The sequence below is a fragment of the Vibrio sp. G-C-1 genome, assembly GCF_021728015.1.
GTDB lineage: Bacteria > Pseudomonadota > Gammaproteobacteria > Enterobacterales > Vibrionaceae > Vibrio > Vibrio splendidus.
The window spans coordinates 87347-105179 of record NZ_JAKKCR010000002.1 but is presented as its reverse complement, the minus strand read 5'-3'; the positions used below and the strand labels follow the sequence as shown (position 1 = coordinate 105179).

Below are 17833 nucleotides of genomic sequence, written 5' to 3'. Positions count from 1 at the left end.
AAAGGATTGAATGTAGGAATATTATGAACTCAACATACGACTATATTATCGTTGGTGGTGGCATTGTTGGCGTGTCGACGGCATGGCAATTACAGCAAGCTCACCCTGATAAAAGTATCCTTTTAGTCGAAAAGGAGCGTGGATTCGCGCAGCACCAAACTGGCCATAACAGTGGTGTGATTCACGCTGGCGTTTACTACGCTCCGGGCAGTTTAAAGGCGGATTTTTGTAAGCGTGGCGTAGAGCGCACCATCGCCTTTTGCAGCCAACACGATATCCCTGTCGAAAACTGTGGCAAGCTGTTGGTCGCGACCAATGAGCAAGAAGTGGAGCGCATGAACGCGCTCTATCAACGTTGTCATGATAACGACATTGATGTCGATCTCTTAGATCAAGCGCAGCTGAAACTTGCAGAGCCGAACATCACCGGTTTGGGCGCGATTTATGTTAAAACCACTAGCATCGTCGATTACAAAAAAGTCACCGAAGTGATGGCTCAAGAGTTTGTTGAAGCGGGTGGTAAGCTTAGTCTAGGCACAGAAGTGATCATGGCGGATGAACTGGAAGATGAAGTGCAGTTAACGTGCAAAGTCGATGGTCAGACTCTACAACTGAACAGCCGATTCTTGATCACTTGCTCTGGTTTGATGGCCGACAGAATGACCAGCATGCTTGGCATTGAAACCGACTTCCAGATCGTCCCATATCGCGGTGAATATTATCAGCTGGATGCTAAACACAACCAAGTGGTGAATCACCTTATCTATCCGATCCCTGACCCAGAACTGCCTTTCTTGGGCGTGCATTTAACACGCATGATTGATGGCTCCGTAACAGTAGGGCCAAATGCAGTTCAAGGCTGGAAGCGAGAAGGTTATGGCAAGCTTAACTTTAGTTTCAAGGACACTTGGCAGATGCTGAGCTTTGCGGGTTTTTGGAAGGTGACTGCGAATAATCTGAAAACCGGTTTGATCGAGCTTAAGAACTCGTGGTGGAAACCGGGCTATCTAAAACTAGTGAATAAATATTGCCCGAGCATTACGGTGTCAGATTTCAAACCTTACCCAGTAGGCATTCGCGCCCAAGCGGTCCTCAAGGATGGCACCTTAGTTCATGATTTTCTGTTTGCCGAAAGCCCAAGAAGCTTGCATGTATGTAACGCGCCATCGCCGGCAGCGACTTCGGCAATGCCGATTGGTGAGTATATTTGTGGCAAGGTGATGAAAAAAACGTCTTAACTGTTAATTGAACTAATGGCTTGTTTGTTCGAACAGGGCTTTTCATAGCAAGTGAAGAACGTAGACAATAAAAAATCCGCAAGCTCCAATCTATTTATGATCGTGGGCTTGCGGATTTTTAGTTTTAGCCGTGTTTACTCGGTTTAACTGTTAGTCAATTAACTAATCTTACAGCCAATCAGGGACGAAGTTAGCGACGATGGTGACATCGTTAAAGTTACGGTAGCCGCGTACCATGATATTGAATTCACCCGCTGGTTTGTTCAATACACACTGTTCGTTGCTGCTGTTCTGATATGGACGGCAATCGTAGCTCGCTTTCGATACGGTGCCGTTGTGTTTCACGTAAAGGTCGGCATCGCCACTACGAGGGCCTGTTAATGTGACCGTTAACTGACCTGCACTTTCCGTTGTAAATGTGAAGAACTGCTCTTCACCATATCCTGCAGTAAGTCCTTCAACAGGCACGCCATTTTGCAGCTCTTTAGGGCCTGCAACGGGCGAATCAAGGCTGGTTTCGACAAGGTAAGCAATGGCCAGTTTGGCGAACTTGGTCGCGTGTGTCGCCGTAGGATCGGAGTTCTCAAGCGTGTCGTGCTGGGTATGAATACTTGGGTTGTAATCATTGAACATGCTCTCGAATGGCATGGCGGCTGGGTAGCCAACATTGTGCCAAGAGGCGTGGTCAGAACAGGCATAGCCACAATCATCGAAACCGTAACTGATGTCACTAGCATAAGTGTCGATCAGCTCGCTCAGGTAGGCGGTTAAGTTACTATCGGTATAGTCTGTGATGAAGGTAATATCGTGCGCTGAACCGTTGTAGTTGGTCATGTCTAATTGCAATACTGACACAACGTTTGCTTGCTCGCCTCTTAATGCATTGGCGACATCTTGTGAACCGCGCAGTCCCACCTCTTCTGCGGCATAGCCATAGAACTTAATGGTTTTGTCTGGCTGAATGCCACTGGCGATCATCAGGCGAAGCGACTCTGTTACCGTTGCAATACCAGACGCATCATCATCGGCTCCCGGTGAGATGGTGCCTTCGCTTGTCCAAGATCCAACGGTCGAATCAAGGTGTCCACCAACCACGACGATCTCTTCAGGATATTTAGCGCCAAGCAGTGTCACTTCAACGGATTTCTGTGGGTATTCGGCATGCGTGATCTGGCGTGCAGACGCATACGGCACATCCTTAATTTCTGTTTCCCAACGCTCTAAAAGCCAATCTGAAGCAGCGACACCAGTAGAAGTAGTATAAAAACGGTTGGTGAAGTTGGTTAGATTTTCAATGGTCGTGACCATGTTGTTCGGCTCGACCTGAGCGAGTAGGTCGTTCACCGTATCTTGATGGCTGATCACCGGCTTTTCGAAGGTGCTCATTGTCAGTGGCATCGCTGCGGCTTTGAGTGCGCTTGCTTTGTCTTCGTGCACCATGTAGCCACCACAACGGTGGGTTTCTTCGTGCATGTGGCTAGATAGTTTCGCCAGCTCTTTCTGGTTGATTTTCGCGACGATGGAATGCTTGCTTCCGGTCACGCTTGGATAAACCGTTGCGCCATGCTGAGTCATTATATGCTGTGCGTCAGCATCGGTAGTAATCCAGACTTCTTCGTTCGCTGGTGGTGTGATGCCTAGGGATGCGTAAGCCGAAGTACTGTTGATTAAGGCTAAAGAGCCTCCGAGTACAGCCAAAGCTAGCATGCTTTTTTGAATAGCCATTTGTCGTCCTTTTTATGGTGAGTATTGTTATGTTGATGGGGGTGATTTTTGTGTAATACGTGGTTTTTTCATGTAGGCGTTTCATTAGCTCATTAGCTCATTAGCTCATTAGCTCATTAGCCAAGTAGCTCAATCGCGAAAAGGGCCCCTTTCGGAGCCCTGAATTTACTATCGATTATTGTGTTTTAATGAAACGGTAGTGCTTGGTTTCTGAACAGATATCGCTTGAGGTACACACTTGGTATTCAACATCTACTGTGCCGTTGTGACGGAACTTGTCGACGTATGAGTTGAAGTCTGTAGCACCAACATTTTTGCCATTACGCTTAATCACGAAGTAGTCATTGGTGTCGTAATCCCATGCCAGCTTAACGCGAGCTTTGCCATTCGGGTTTTTGTTACCAAACTTCAGTTTTAATGGGAAGCCTTCCGCTGAGTCCCCTTCAATCGTAATCGACTTGCTTGTTGATGTTGCAACGCCTGCATCGTCTGTCACGGTTAGAGTAACCACGTAGTCGCCAGCTTCAGCGTAGGTATAGCGAGTCACTTCACCTGTTTGTGTGTTGCCATCGCCTAGGTTCCATTGGTAAGAAACGATCTGACCATCGCTGTCCGAACTTGTGCTGCGCAGCTCTACTTCTTTGCCTACAACCGTGTGCTCGAAAGAAGAAACTGGCGGTACGTTAGCATTGCCTGATTCGTATGATGCTTTCAGATTTGCACCTGCGTAATCTGAGTAACCCAGAATGTTCACCGTGTAGCGACCGGCCGTTGGGTTTTCAATCACACACACTTCATCGGTTACACTTTCACTCTTACAGATATTCTCTTGAGAGCTTGGCGCATAATCTAGACCGACATACATATCTGGGTCACCAGTAGAGACAGCAAGATCAATTGTTAGCTTGTCTTGGCCTTCTGGTACTTCGATATCGAAGTAAGTTTTTGAGCCTGTTTCACCAGCAACTGCGGCTTCAACACCGTTTTCAAGGCGTTGATATTCCGGTTCTGGCGGCAGTGGTGGCTCTGCACATGGGGTAACACCCACCAGACCGAACGCAGAAACAACATCATCGGCATTGTAGCCAAGGTCGGTTGCTGAGTTTTTCACGCCACATGCACCTTGCCAGAAGTCACTGTTTTCCGACCAGTAGATTTGGTTGGATAACACGAAAAGCTCGAACGCTTTTTTAGTATCCCAGCCTTGCGTGGTTGCAAGATGGTAGAAGGCCTTGTTGAACACACCAGAGCTGTAGTGCACGTTTAAGCCATCGTAGTATTCAGATGCGTTGTTGATTGAAGAACCATCTCGTGATGGATCGTCCATGTAACGTAGAGCGCCGTCGCCTTTAAAGATATTACGGCCGACCATCCAGTCGTTGGTGCCTTTCATGTAGTATTCTGCAGCTTCACCTGCCATATCAGAGAAAGCTTCGTTCATACCACCGGATTGGTTTGCGTAAACCAAACCTGAGTTTTGCTCAGTGAAACCGTGGCTCACTTCGTGGGCTGATACGTCTAGGCTAACAAGTGGATAGAAGAAGCTTTCACCATCGCCAAAGGTCATTGCCTTGCCGTCCCAAAACGCATTCTCGTAGTTGTTACCGTAGTGAACACGCATCATGAGTTTGAAAGAGAGTGGCGCAGTGTCGAACCAGTTCTTATACATGTCGAATACGATGTTACCGAAGTAGTGCGCATCGTTGAGTGGTGAGAATGCGCCGTTGACTTCTTTGTACTCGTTACGAGGACATTCGTAGCTGTAAGTGGTGTCGCCGTCTGTCGCACCATTTAGGTCAACGGTAACGACATTTTCAGACTCCATCACACACTCTGTGCCATTTTCTACCACATCAAGGTAGTGGTAGTCGGTGCCGTATTCGTACATGCCTGTTTTTTCGTTGCCACCGGGGCCTGTACCGATCTGTGCGTGAGCAATACCTTCCCAACGGTCGATAACTTCGCCGGTGTGCGCGTCTAGCATGGTGAATGGTCGAGTCGGCTGTTCGCTGCCTTCGACAAGATAAGAGACAACGTAGACTAGGCGTGTTTTATCTGCACCTTGTGAGCCAATGCCTTGTTTATCAGCTCCTTGCTTAGATGCGCCCTGATAAATAAACAGCTGATGTTGTACGTTGTCTAAAGATTTGCTGGTTAAGCCCTGAACTTTGAGATCTTTACTCGCAAGCTCAACCGCTTGAGCGCTGTTGATCGATGGCTTAACAAAAGATCGCTCTAGGGTCGTCGTTTTAAGGTAGCTGCCTTGAACAGACTTAAGTGCGCCACCTTGTACACTTTGGGTGGCATTTAGGTAATGCCCCCAAACGGGTGCTCCCCAGATGTTCTGTTGGATCTTAACTTTGTAGACACCACGCTTTTTGAGGTTAACTTCCTTTACCATCTTAAAGCTAGAGGCGTTACTGACACCTAACTGAGAGTTCAACCCAGAAAAGCTAGTAAAGTTGATCGGTTGATCGATGTTAACGGATTCACTTGCATGTACTGATAAAGACATAGCACTGGCTATAGCAACGGCAACTAAACGCTTTTTCATTTTCATTGTTATTTTCTCTTTCCATGTAAAATCCATGAAAACGTAACAAAATTATCACAACGAATTTACATCATTCGATCTGATTAATTAGTAGCATGGCAATGATCTCTTTTATTCATGAAACTTATATTTCTAGTATTTACAGATAGTTATCGTTTCTGTTTATTTTTGAACGCACTTATAGGTTTTATTTATAAAATCATGACAATTTTATTAGGTGTTGTTTTTTACTGGAAATTAAGATTTTTGGGTAAATTGATCTGTGCCTCAATTAGCGGGCTCTGGGTTGATAGAAGGATCAACGATTTGGAAGTGTCAGTTTGAGCGAAAGACGATTAAGCGAATTTAAAGGCAATTTTGATAAGAAATTGACGATTTTGGGGATTATTTTCTGAATTGTTAGTTACAAGAGAGTTAGCCAAATGGGGCTTTATTTGGCACAGAGCACAAAAACGGCTGGATGAAAAAAAGCCAGCGACGGGTCACTGGCTTAGATTAACTTAGTTTGTGCAGGCTACTGATTAAAGGTACGTAACTAATACACTTAGCTATGGTTTGCGACTAAAGCGAATTACTGCTTTTTACCGCCAACTTGAACATATTCAATACCAATAATACGGTTGATAACACCCAAAACAGAGGTCGTATCAGAATTTGTTGATGTAACGGTATCGACGGTTGCGCCTTCAGGAACCAATTCCATTGCACGATCTTGAGTGTTGCCCGGAACTTGGAAGCCTACAATGTTGAAGCTCTCAGCGTGCGCTGTGTAAACTTCTTCATTGTGGTTAATACCTGAACAACCAGCTAGAGAAACAATGCCTAAAACAACTAATAACTTTTTCATAAAAATACCTTAAGAATGATTGGAACCGAGATGGCAAGCCACAAAAGCAGTGTCGTGATTATCAAGATTCAATAAGTTCATGGGAGACAGCATCTCCCGACCGATGTTGAACATTATTCCAGAGGTGTTTTGTAGTTACTGTATGGGTTTGTCAGTTGAATCATTACACAGCTGAATGGTAATGGTGAATACCGCACCCTTTAAGGCTTGGCTCTGACCTACCTCCACGGTAGCGCCGTGTTGAGCACAGATCTTCTCGACGATAGACAGCCCTAAACCATGACCGCTCTTGGCTTTGTTACGCGCTTTGTCGCCAACGTAAAAGGGTTCGAACAGGCGAGCTTGATGTTCTTTAGCCACACCATCACCATCATCGTGTACCGCGATTTGTAGCTGATCTTGATGCACGGTCGCTGCAATCGACACTTGTGAGCGTGCGAATTTCATTGCGTTACGCACTAGGTTATCTAGTGCTCGGTTAAGTAGCGTTTCATCCGCCATTATTGAGCTAGGTTGCTCTGGTAGCGATAGGTCGATGTTGAGCTGAGTGTCTTTGTTCCAACGCGCCATTGCGTGGTCGAGAAAATCTCGAATCTCTAATGGTTTTTGTAAGTTTTCTAGGTCAGTGCTATCGAGTTTGGCGTAATACAATAGCTCATCAACCATTTTTTCCATTTCTTCTGTGTCTTCGACAATACTCTCAATCGTTCTCTCTTGATCTTCGTTTAGCTGGGTGTCTTTGAGCATTTCAGCTTGCCATTGAATACGGAATATTGGCGTGCGCAGTTCATGGGCGACGGCATTAGTGAGTGAGCGATTACTCTCAATCAAGCGGTGAATTCGGTCGGCCATTAGGTTGAAGGATTTGTTCAGTGACCCAATCGCAATGCCGCTTGAAGTCTCGGCTCGTGAGGAGAGATCCCCTTCAGCAAAACGCAGAGTGGCAGATTCAAGCTTTTTAACTCGGCGGAAGATGATTAACAGGTGGCATAAGCCGTACAAGATAAAGCTTGCTAAAAAGAACAACCAAATGAGGTCATCCTCTAGCTCTATCTTTTGCCTAACGAACGCTTCACTGTTGGGTAGGTAGTGATAGGTATCGTCACTGCTGGCTAATCGAAACCATAGGTCACGTTCATCATCGTGAAAGATAAAGGTATTTGGGTTGGTACTGAAAAATTCTGAAACTGGGCCTGGTATTTCATCGTCTGGGCTGAATGTGACCAGTTTATTTCGTGTGGTTTCTACAAACTGGTTTATCGCTTGATGAGCGGCTTCAAGACCTTGATTCTTAGCGATGTTTTCTATCAGTTGCTGGTGGGCCGTCGCTTCGTAATCTTGCAGTACATATTCGTAGTCGGTGTTGAGCTGATAGACACAGATCTCGTAGGCGACAAGGCCGGTCATAAAGCAAACTAATAGCCCTAACAAGGACTCCAAATAGATACGTCGCATAATTGATCTCTTTCATTACGCTCGTATTGAGCGAGGTTAGTGCCAGGCGGTTGAAACAAACAAATAGCCTTTACCGCGAATGGTCTGAATTTTCTCTGCTGGTGCGTGATCGTCGCCAAGAATCTTTCTTAGGCGCACCACTTTGTTATCAATGGTTCGATCAATCCCGTCGTACTCAATCCCGCGCAGTGTTTGCGTCAAATAGTCACGTGATAATGGCGTATCAGGGTTACTCGCTAATAACCAAAGTAGGTCAAATTCACTGTCAGTGAGTGATAAAACGGCACCTGAAAGTTCACACTTCTTATAGGTGTTTTTCAGAACCAGTTGATCGAACTGAAGGTTGTCTGAGTCATCGACTGAAGTGGTATTAGCGTCTTGACGGCGTAATAACGAGCGAACTCTGGCCAGCAGAACTCTTGGTTTGATTGGCTTGGTGACATAGTCATCAGCCCCTGTCTCTAAACCAGCGACGTGATCAAAGTCGTCATCGCTAGCGGTGAGCATCAAGATTTTACCCTTATAGTGTGTACGAGTCTGTCGGCAGATTGTCAGTCCATCGGTTACAGGGAGCATTAAATCCAACAACACGATGTCAGGTTGTTCGGCAAGGATAGTTTTCGCAGCATCACTACCGTCATCTAGCGTGGTGACATCAAAATCCTGCGTGACAAAGTAGTCCTGCAGCATTTTCTGAAGTTTTAAATCGTCTTCCACGATGATCATTTTAGGTTTTGTCATTCCATTATCAGCCTTGTCGTGCGTTTCAATCATTGAGATTACGTGAGGGAGCCTTATCTAGTGGTTAGCTATTGTGGCATCTACAATTTGCATGCTTTACGTAAAATACCTGACATGAATGATTAAACACTTTCCACGCCAGTTCAATGATGATTTTACATTAATGGGAGAATAAAAAACAATGTTCAAAAAGCCAATACATACTCTTACATTCGCACGACAGATAGATTAACCATTTATCAATAGAATTACCCCATCAAACATTTGGGGAATAATTGTATGAACGACTATCGAAATGCATTACTGGCGTTGCCTTTGGTTCTTTTAGCTGGGTGTAACTCAAGCTCCAACTCAGGTAAAGCGGCGACTAAAGCACAAGTGAAACCTAAGGCCGATTACGTGTTTTCATCAGCTAAGCTTGGCGAGTTGTATCAAGAGCGACAAGAGGTCCAAGAGTCAATGGAGCTGACTTACGATGGTGTGCAGTATGAAACTATTCTGTTTGCGGAAGACATTAGTGATAAGCAAAAAGTGGTGAGGCTTGCGGATAGTTTAGGTCAAAGCGTTGACCTGTATTTTCCTGATGCAGGGTTTGATAGCTGTGGTATCTACACAGAGAGCAAGGGTTTGGACGTGTTTGATTGCAGCTCCGCGTTACGCTCTGTTTCTAATGAGACCACGTTAATCCAAACAACAGCGAACAGTGCAAAAGCCGTTAAGCTTGAATACCACAATGAGTTGTCGCAATACATGACTAGTCTTGGTTCGACGATTTTGAGCAACACTAAAAGTGGGAACAAGGTAACGATAACCACCTCGTTTGCCTTCAACGCTTTTTACCGAGATGTGCTTAAAGAGACTGGCGCTGTTGAGCGCATTAATTCGACTCTGGGTGCATCAACCTATTCTCAGCTTTTTGATATCGTTAAGTTATACCGAGGCAGTGAGATGACATTGAAGTTCACTAACCATATCGGTGGCAGTGCTGATGACGAAATCAACATGTACACCGGGCGCATGATCAATAACAACAAGATGACGACGGTTGTGACTCCAACGGGTTCGGTTTTCTCGGGTGGTACCGATCTATTCGCTGCTGGCAACCCACGTATTTTGCAACGCGCTGATACTACCAAGGCCATTGAGCTGAATAAGCAGGTGGGTGTGCATAGTTGGGCTGAAGGCGATAAGACCGCAAAAGATTTCCCGTATACTGAGGAGAGCCACCGTAAGCAAGCGACGTATTTTAAGAAGGTGATGGGAGATACAGGGATTGACTTTTACATCTTCACTTTAGACTCTGCACCATCGGATGGTGAACACTGGGTGACTAAGACCGATTCAGATAAATACGGCTTCATCACTCGCATTGAGTAGCTTAAGCTCGGATTAAAATTAGAAACGACTTGAAAGGGTTGGTGATGACGTTGTTGTCACCAACCCTTTGAGCATCTGTTGTTTAGTGTACTGGCATATTGAGTCGTCGAGTACCGATGTTCGTTGGTGAATAAATTCTTCATTTAACACTCATGTAACAATTAATTCCCGCAGATCGTGTGATAAGAATGTGTAATCACGGCACTTTTTTATCGATAGAATTTATTATCCGCAGCCTTACTGGCCGTTAGCTTTCTATAATCTAACGATGTAAGGAGCATGTGAATGACTAATAAGGACGATCATTTATGCAGTTACTGGCAGGCACTCTGACCCACTACGCTAACCCTCAAGCACGCCCTGAATTGGAATACTCGAGCGAGCAGCGTGACATTTTAAGTGTCGCGAACTCACAACAGGCGATTAAAGATATTTCTCAATGGCCAGGCTACTCTGTTACTCCTTTGCATGAGCTGAATGCTATCTCTGCTGAGATCGGCGTAAACAAGTTTTGGTACAAAGATGAATCGCAGCGTTTTGGCCTGAAGAGTTTTAAAGCACTAGGCGGCGCTTATGCCGTTGCTCGTCAGCTTCAGATTGAAATCGCCAATCGCTATGGGAAGAACCCGACCATCAGTGAGCTGCTCAACGGGGAATGGAAATCAGAAGTTGCTGAAATCGTTGTCAGCTGTGCAACTGACGGAAACCATGGTCGCTCCGTCGCATGGGGCGCACAAATGTTTGGTTGTGGTTGTGTTATCTACATTCACCGTGACGTATCGGAAGGCCGCAAGCAAGCGATGGAAGCGTTCGGTGCAGAAGTGGTACGCATTACCGGTAACTACGATGAATCTGTTCGTTTGGCCGACTCAGAAGCTAAAGCGCAAAATCGCGTGATTGTTTCGGACACTTCTTACGAAGGCTACATGGAAATCCCTAAAGACGTTGCTCTAGGCTACACCGTGATGCTGGCTGAAATTGTAGAGCAATTGGATGGCGAGATTCCAACCCATGTCTTTGTACAAGGGGGAGTGGGTGGTTTGGCATCCGCTGTCTGTGGTTACTTCTGGGATTTGTGGGGCGTCGATCGTCCACGTTTTGTAATCGTAGAACCTGAGCAGGCTAACTGCTTACAGAAGAGTGCTCAAGCGGGTAAACCGATTGTGGTTACGGGCGACTTAGAGACGCTGATGGCCGGTTTGGCATGTGGTGAAGTTTCAAGCTTGGCGTGGACGATTCTACAAAATGGTGCTGATGACTTTATGACGTTGAGCGAAGAAGCTATTCCGCAAGCGATGCGCATGTTGGCAAGTGGCGAAAAAGCGGAAGTAGCGATAGAGGGCGGGGAATCTGCAGTCCCAGGTTTTGCCGCAGCGATCATCGCCAAGCAAGATCCGAACTTCGCTGAAAAATTGAATTTGACTCAAGGCAGTCGAGTGTTGGTTATTGGTACTGAAGGGGCAACCGACCCCGATCTCTACCAACAGATCATCGACAATAAAATCTAATAGCGAAAAGTACATAGCTAGCAGTTAGCAGTTAATCGCTAATCGCTAATCGCTAATCGCGAACAACGAATAATAAAGTAAGCCCCAAGGTTGGCGGTATGTAAGGTTTCTTCATACCGTCTTTTTTTCCTCTCTTTTTTGACTTCATTTCACGACACGCCTTGCTTTCTAATCGCACTGGTCATCAATCGAACTGGTCATTAATCGCGCTGCTCATCAATTGGAATCGTCAGTCCAACCTTAACGTTATCCATCACCACATTGGTTTGAAAGCTCTTGATATTGGCATTGTCAAAGAAGGCTTCACGAGTAAAGTTGTCGTAACCCTCCATATCCGCTGCCGTGACAATCATGATGAAATCTGAACTGCCGGTGACGTAATAACATTGCTGTACTGAGCGGTTTGAACTCATCTCTTTCTTGAAATTGTGCATCAAATCCACACGCTCACGCTCTAGCGTTACCTGAACGATAAACGTCATTCCGTGGCCGACTGCCTTTGGGTTGATAACGGAGACATCAGCTTGAATGACACCTTGCGCTCTCATGCGTTTTAAACGGCGCTGAACAGCAGCTGGAGAGAGCCCGACCTTTTCTGCAATCTTGTCTGAGGTAGTTCTGTTTGAGTCTTGTACGATGTTAAGGATCTTCTTGTCGAAACTGTCGACCATCAATGCAGGTTGTTGTGTCATACCCATACTTCCCAATATCTATTTGTAAATTAATTGTTTCTTTTGAACCAGTGTGTGATCGAGTTAAAGGTATTTAGCCTTAACATTTAGACCTCAATGAGCGAGAACAAAAAACCACTATAACGCAGAAAAAATGCGGAATTTCTGCACAACAAGGTAATCATTTAATGATAATCCTTAAAGTTATCGGTGCATTATTAATCTTGTGAACGAAATGTAAAGATCAAATCGACAGAGTTTTAAAATTATATGAAACATGTTGTTAACATCCTTTGGGCGATGTTAACTCTCGCTCAAGGAGTTGGAAAGTATGAAATCTGCAATCGCTACTTTACAGTTTGAATTAGAAAAATTGGCACCAGCAGGACGCGTCGGTGTGATTGCGTTAGCGACAGATTTCAATATTGAGCGTGATTTAAACGCCCTGTATCCAAACGATGTGCAATCGTTCACCAGCCGCCTAAGAAACTACAATCCATTGACGATAGAGAACCTGCGTAGAATGGAGCCGGGAATCGCTGCTTGTGCCGATACCATCCTACCGGGTACTGAATTGGATGTGGTGATCTACGCTTGTACCTCTGGCACTGTGGCGATTGGCAGCGAGCGCATTACGCAGCTCATTCATCAGTCTCGCCCAAACGCTGCGGTAACGAATCCGGTGACCGCTGCCTTGGCGGCTTTCGACAGTTTTAAAGCGAAGCGCATCTCGATATTAACGCCTTATACCGAAGCCGTGAATAAAGATGTCGCGGCATTTTTTGAATCACAAGGCATTGAGGTGTTGAGCATCGCAGGCTTTGGTTTTGAAGATGACACTGCGATGACGTTTATTTCTCCAATGGACATCAAACAAGCCGCGATACAAGTCTGTGACCCTGAAGCGGATCTTCTGTTTATCTCTTGCACGGCATTACGTGCTGCATCGGTCATTGAATCCATTGAAGCGGAATTAGATAAGCCCGTTGTCAGCAGTAATCAGGTGTTGGCTTGGCATTCGCTTCAGTTGATGAACTACCCCATACCCATTAAAGGCTTTGGTGCACTGCTAGCGCACCATCTACAACCATCCTCAGATAATTGCCGAAGGTCGCAGTCGTTGTAACGACCTTTGATTAAGGCTGCTCGCTTTGCGTTTACATTCAGCAGCCCAGCTAACTCCATATTTAATACTACAAAGAATTACACTTTGGGATCACTACTATGCCGTCTACTTTCTCGATCAAACCAGACCAACTGTCTTCGCAGCTTATTCAAAGCATGACGGAGTGGCGTCAGCATTTGCACCGCTTTCCTGAGTGTGGCTTTGACGTCAATCTCACTTCTGATTTCATCGCCACTAAGCTTGAGAGCTTTGGCATTGAAGTGGTGCGTAACATCGGTAAAACAGGATTAGTAGGGATACTTCGTTCCGGATCAAGTGAGGCAAGTATTGGCCTAAGAGCTGATATGGACGCTCTGCATATTCATGAGCAAAACAGCTTTGCGCATTGCTCACAACATGATGGGAAGATGCACGCTTGTGGCCACGATGGGCACTCTGCAATGCTGCTTGGCGCGGCAAGCTATCTAGCCGAAAACCTATTAACCCAAAACCTATTATCAGAGAACTCAACGTTCGATGGCACGGTGTATTTCATTTTTCAACCCGATGAAGAGCACGGTTGTGGCGCTCAAGCGATGATTGATGATGGCTTGTTTGAACGATTCTCGATTGATGAAGTGTATGGCGTGCATAACTTTCCCGGTTTGGCGGAAGGTGAATTGATGGTTCGCCCCGGCTCGTTAATGGCCAGTGAAAGCAGCTTTGAGATCACCATTAATGGTGTGGGTGGGCATGCTGCTCTGCCGCATCAAGGAGTCGATCCTCTCGTTGTTGGCTCGCAAGTCATTCTTGGTCTGCAAACCATAGTGTCTCGTAATCTCAGTGCGATTCACGACACGGCTGTAGTCTCTGCCACCGAATTTATTACCGATGGCACGGTCAACGTCATCCCGACTCAAGTAGTCATTAAAGGCGATTGCCGCTGCTTCACTGAAGCCTCTCTCGATCGAATCAAACAAAGTATGGAGCGAATCGTGGCGGGTATTTGTCAGGCTGCCGGCGCGACTTACGACTTCGAATTTATCAATACCTTCTACCCAACCATCAACAGCGAGCAACAAACCCAGTATTCGGTTACCGCCGCACAGAAGATACTTGGTGTCGAGAACGTTAATGACGCCTGCGATCCTCTGACAATTTCGGAAGATTTCTCAAGCATGTTGCGTGTTAAACCGGGCTGTTATGTGCTGTTGGGTAATGGTACGGAATCGGTCGGTGGCTGCGCATTGCATAACCCGAAATACGACTTTAATGACGGCATCTTAAAGCTGGGTGCGAGTTACTGGATTCAGTTGGTGAACGATCGTTTAGCACGATCAATTTAGACACACTTATTTAGAAGCAGCTCAATTAGAAGCAACTCAATTTGAAGTAACAAGTACAGAAACAGATTCAGCAGTGACGCATTTGGCACTGCAAGATGGCTGACTTTAAACGGAGTTTATTGTCTACACAGCCAAAACTGAAGCGCGTGAAGTGACCAAGGTCATCAGCGTGTAATTAGGATAATAAAAGGAAAGACAGGATGAAACGATTAGGCGTAGCACTGCTAAGTTTGAGCATGGTTTTTGGCGTTCATGCCGAAACATGGAAGTTTGCTTCAGAAGAGGACAAAACAGACGTTCAAGACATCTATGCGCAAAAATTTGCGGAAGTGATTAAGAAGGAATCTGATGGCGACATCCGTGTTCGCATCTATTACTACGGTCAACTGGGTACAGAAAACGACATCGTAGAACTGGCTGCTAAGGGCACGATTCAATTTGTGTCGGTAGGCGCGGGTCACTTAGGGTCTTATGTTCCTGAAGTACAAGCGGTGAGCTTACCGTATGTTCTGGGTACTAACGAAGCGATCACGCATAAAGTATTAACGGAAAGCCCAACTATCTACAACAAGCTGGCACCTAAGTTTGAGAGCGTAAACTTAAAGCTGTTGTCGATGATGTCTGAAGGTGAAATGGTTTGGGGCGGCAACAAACCTATCCGTACACCTGAAGATTTTGCGAACCAGAAAATCCGTACTTTCACTTCAACCATTCCTGTTGAAACCTACAAAGCGTTTGGTGCAACACCTACTCCTCTTTCTTGGGGTGAAGTGTACGGTTCACTGCAACTTAAGACCATTGATAGCATGGTTAACCCGATCTACTTCATCTACAACGCGAAGTGGCATGAGGTTCAAGACTACCTAATGTTCCCAGGTCAGCAACCCTATGTCAGCACGGTATCGACCAACAGCAAGTGGTACAACGACCTGTCGGAAGAGAAGCAAGCGATGGTCGATAAAGCGATCACAGCGGCTGATGAAGCAGCGTATGACTATCAGGTACGCATCAACAAAGAGAACATGGACAAGATCTTAAAAGAGCGTCCAGACATGCAAGTGGTTGTGTTAACTGAGGAAGAGCGTGAACGCTTCAAGGTCCTCAGTCAAAAGCTGCACACGACTTACTATGACGTGGTAGCAAATGCCTACCCTGCCGGTGAGCAAAGTGAAGCGCGTGAGGGTGCGAAAACCATTCTCGAAGAAATCCTAGATGAAGTGAAGGCTGCTTCAGCGACGCAATAGAAAGCGTTGTCAGGATGAATGCTATCCGCTGTTTATTGGCAGCGGTTAGCTTATCCCCACCTTCTCCAAATTGTGGCAATGGACCCCTGTCACTGAACGAAGTATGGAGCACTGCCTGTTATGAAAGAACTGCTACATAAAATAAGCGTCGCGACAGAAAAGCTAGAACGCTTTTTGATCACAACCGCTATTCTCGCGATGATGATCAACTCCACCGCCAATGCGATTGGGCGATATGCCTTCAATAAAAGCCTGTTCTTCTCAGAAGAGCTTAATCAATTCCTTATTGTCTCAGTGACTTTTATTGGCTTCGCCTATGCCGTCCGCCAAGGTCGAAATATCCGCATGACTGCGGTCTACGATTCACTGAGTTTCAAAGCCCAGAAGGTGCTCACCACCGTGATTGCATTGTTGACTGGGATGTTGATGTTTTACCTCGCTTATCACGCCTTCCTGTATGTCCAAGAGTTGAAGTCAATCAACCGACTTAGCCCAGCGCTGCAGTTTCCGGTGTATTGGGTCTACTCCATTATTCCAATCGGCTTTGCTATCGCAGGGCTGCAATACAGCATGAGTTTTTTGATGAACTTGCTGCATAAAGAGATCTACGTGTCATTTGACGTGATCGAAAACAGAAACACAAAAATAGGTGAGTTCGAATGAGCGATGTTGCACAATTTTTCTCGGACATTATTGCCGGCGAACTCGATATTTATGTCATCACTTTTACTTTGGTCTCTGTGATGGTGATTCTGCTGTTTTTGAGCTTCCCAATGATCGTGCCGTTAGCGGTTGGCGCGTTAATCGGCTTGATTCATTTCTCTCAGGTTGAGCCAGGAGTGCTGATTCAGCAAATGGTGACAGGCATTTCGCCGAACGCCTTGATTGCGGTGCCGATGTTCATCTTAGCTGCGGATATTATGACGCGTGGTCACACTGCGTATAACTTGCTGGGTTTAATCCAAGCTTTTGTCGGACATCTGCGTGGTGGATTACCGATTACGACCTGTATTAGCTGTACCTTATTTGGATCGGTTTCTGGATCGACTCAGGCGACCGTGGTGTCGGTTGGCCAAATCATGCGTCCGAAGTTGCTGCAAGCAGGGTACAAAGACAGCTTTGTGATGGCGCTGATCATCAATGCCAGTGACATCGCGTTTCTTATTCCGCCAAGTATTGGTTTGATTCTTTACGGCACCTTAGCCAACGCCAGTGTGGGCGAATTGTTCATTGCTGGTATTGGCCCAGGTTTAGTGCTCGCGAGCCTGTTCTCGTTATACAGCTATGCCTACAGCGTCAAACACAGCGATACCATCACTTTGGTTGAAAAAGCCAACACCGCAGAACGCATTGAAGCGATCAAGAAAGCGATTCTTCCTCTCGGTTTCCCTGCTTTAATTATCGGCGGTATCTACTCTGGGGTCGTGACGCCAACAGAAGCCGCTTCGTTTGCGGTGCTGTATGCGATCATCGTTGAGTGCATTTTCTATCGCAAACTTGGCGTGAAAGACATCTGCGATGCGGCGTTAAATACTGGCTTGATTACCGCAGTTGTATTTGTGCTGGTGGGTGTTGGTCAGGCTTTTTCTTGGTACATATCTTTCGAACAAATCCCTCAAGAACTATTAGCACCTTTGGACTTAGAGAGTGCCTCTCCAGAGTACATATTGTTTGTCATCGCACTGACTTTCTTTGTCGGCTGTATGTTTGTGGATTCGTTAGTGGTCTTGCTGATCTTGACGCCGATTTTCATGCCGATTGTTGATGCAGCAGGCATCGACCCGATATTGGTGGGTGTGATGGTGACATTGCAAATGGCCATTGGCTCAGCGACACCACCTTTTGGGTGCGACATCTTTACTGCTATCGCCATCTTTGAAAAGCCTTATATGGAAGTGATTCGCGGGACGCTGCCGTTCTTCCTGATCTTGGTGCTGATGTCTGCGTTGCTGATTTTCTTCCCAAGCATCGCTCTGTTGCCAAGAGACATCTTATTCAATTAACCCGTCGAGTTACCCTTAT

Annotated in this window: 14 protein-coding genes; 8 read left to right on the top strand and 6 right to left on the bottom strand. The window is 45.9% G+C overall.

The window, feature by feature from the left end; translation table 11 throughout:
* Positions 1-23: 23 nt before the first annotated feature.
* Complete coding sequence (gene lhgO / locus L3V36_RS03620) at positions 24-1238, top strand: L-2-hydroxyglutarate oxidase (RefSeq protein ID WP_102447298.1); 1215 nt, start codon at positions 24-26, stop codon at positions 1236-1238.
* 168 nt (positions 1239-1406) lie between these two features.
* Here lhgO and L3V36_RS03615 read toward each other — a convergent pair whose 3' ends face one another.
* The 5 genes from L3V36_RS03615 to L3V36_RS03595 form a co-directional block, all read right to left on the bottom strand.
* Complete coding sequence (locus tag L3V36_RS03615) at positions 1407-2963, bottom strand: M28 family metallopeptidase (protein ID WP_102447297.1); 1557 nt, start codon at positions 2961-2963, stop codon at positions 1407-1409.
* Positions 2964-3138: 175 nt separating this feature from the next.
* Positions 3139-5523: a M4 family metallopeptidase gene (locus L3V36_RS03610; protein WP_102447296.1), complete on the bottom strand. Its 2385-nt coding sequence runs from the start codon at positions 5521-5523 to the stop codon at positions 3139-3141.
* Positions 5524-6088: 565 nt separating this feature from the next.
* Complete coding sequence (locus L3V36_RS03605; RefSeq protein WP_004732471.1) at positions 6089-6364, bottom strand: hypothetical protein; 276 nt, start codon at positions 6362-6364, stop codon at positions 6089-6091.
* A 135-nt stretch (positions 6365-6499) separates the two neighbouring features.
* Positions 6500-7819 carry an ATP-binding protein gene (locus L3V36_RS03600; protein ID WP_102447295.1) on the bottom strand — a complete coding sequence of 440 codons (1320 nt, stop codon included), beginning with the start codon at positions 7817-7819 and terminating at the stop codon, positions 6500-6502.
* A gap of 36 nt (positions 7820-7855) precedes the next feature.
* Positions 7856-8560 carry a response regulator gene (locus L3V36_RS03595; RefSeq protein ID WP_026012327.1) on the bottom strand — a complete coding sequence of 235 codons (705 nt, stop codon included), beginning with the start codon at positions 8558-8560 and terminating at the stop codon, positions 7856-7858.
* Between the two features lie 279 nt (positions 8561-8839).
* Between L3V36_RS03595 and L3V36_RS03590 the strand changes: the two genes are divergently transcribed.
* The gene (locus L3V36_RS03590; protein ID WP_102482278.1) at positions 8840-9937 is read left to right on the top strand and encodes an alpha/beta hydrolase; all 1098 of its coding nucleotides are present in this window, start codon (positions 8840-8842) and stop codon (positions 9935-9937) included.
* A gap of 308 nt (positions 9938-10245) precedes the next feature.
* Positions 10246-11445 (top strand): diaminopropionate ammonia-lyase, encoded by a 1200-nt coding sequence (locus L3V36_RS03585; protein WP_102447293.1) that lies wholly within the window; start codon positions 10246-10248, stop codon positions 11443-11445.
* Between the two features lie 200 nt (positions 11446-11645).
* On the opposite strand, the gene L3V36_RS03580 is transcribed toward L3V36_RS03585, so the two are convergent.
* The gene (locus L3V36_RS03580; RefSeq protein WP_102447327.1) at positions 11646-12137 is read right to left on the bottom strand and encodes an Lrp/AsnC family transcriptional regulator; all 492 of its coding nucleotides are present in this window, start codon (positions 12135-12137) and stop codon (positions 11646-11648) included.
* A gap of 310 nt (positions 12138-12447) precedes the next feature.
* On the opposite strand from L3V36_RS03580, the gene L3V36_RS03575 reads away from it, so the two are divergent.
* From L3V36_RS03575 to L3V36_RS03555, 5 genes are all read left to right on the top strand, one after another.
* A complete protein-coding gene (locus L3V36_RS03575; RefSeq protein WP_102447292.1) occupies positions 12448-13242 on the top strand; it encodes an Asp/Glu racemase in 795 nt (264 codons plus the stop codon).
* A gap of 98 nt (positions 13243-13340) precedes the next feature.
* Positions 13341-14567 (top strand): M20 aminoacylase family protein, encoded by a 1227-nt coding sequence (locus L3V36_RS03570; RefSeq protein WP_102447291.1) that lies wholly within the window; start codon positions 13341-13343, stop codon positions 14565-14567.
* A 200-nt stretch (positions 14568-14767) separates the two neighbouring features.
* On the top strand, positions 14768-15811 hold the full coding sequence (gene dctP, locus L3V36_RS03565; RefSeq protein WP_065680917.1) for a TRAP transporter substrate-binding protein DctP: 1044 nt from the start codon (positions 14768-14770) through the stop codon (positions 15809-15811).
* Between the two features lie 120 nt (positions 15812-15931).
* Complete coding sequence (locus L3V36_RS03560) at positions 15932-16474, top strand: TRAP transporter small permease (protein ID WP_017078458.1); 543 nt, start codon at positions 15932-15934, stop codon at positions 16472-16474.
* Entirely contained in the window at positions 16471-17814 is a 1344-nt protein-coding gene (locus L3V36_RS03555; protein ID WP_004732445.1) for a TRAP transporter large permease, read from the top strand. The genes L3V36_RS03560 and L3V36_RS03555 overlap by 4 nt, the downstream gene beginning before the upstream one ends.
* Positions 17815-17833: the final 19 nt, after the last annotated feature.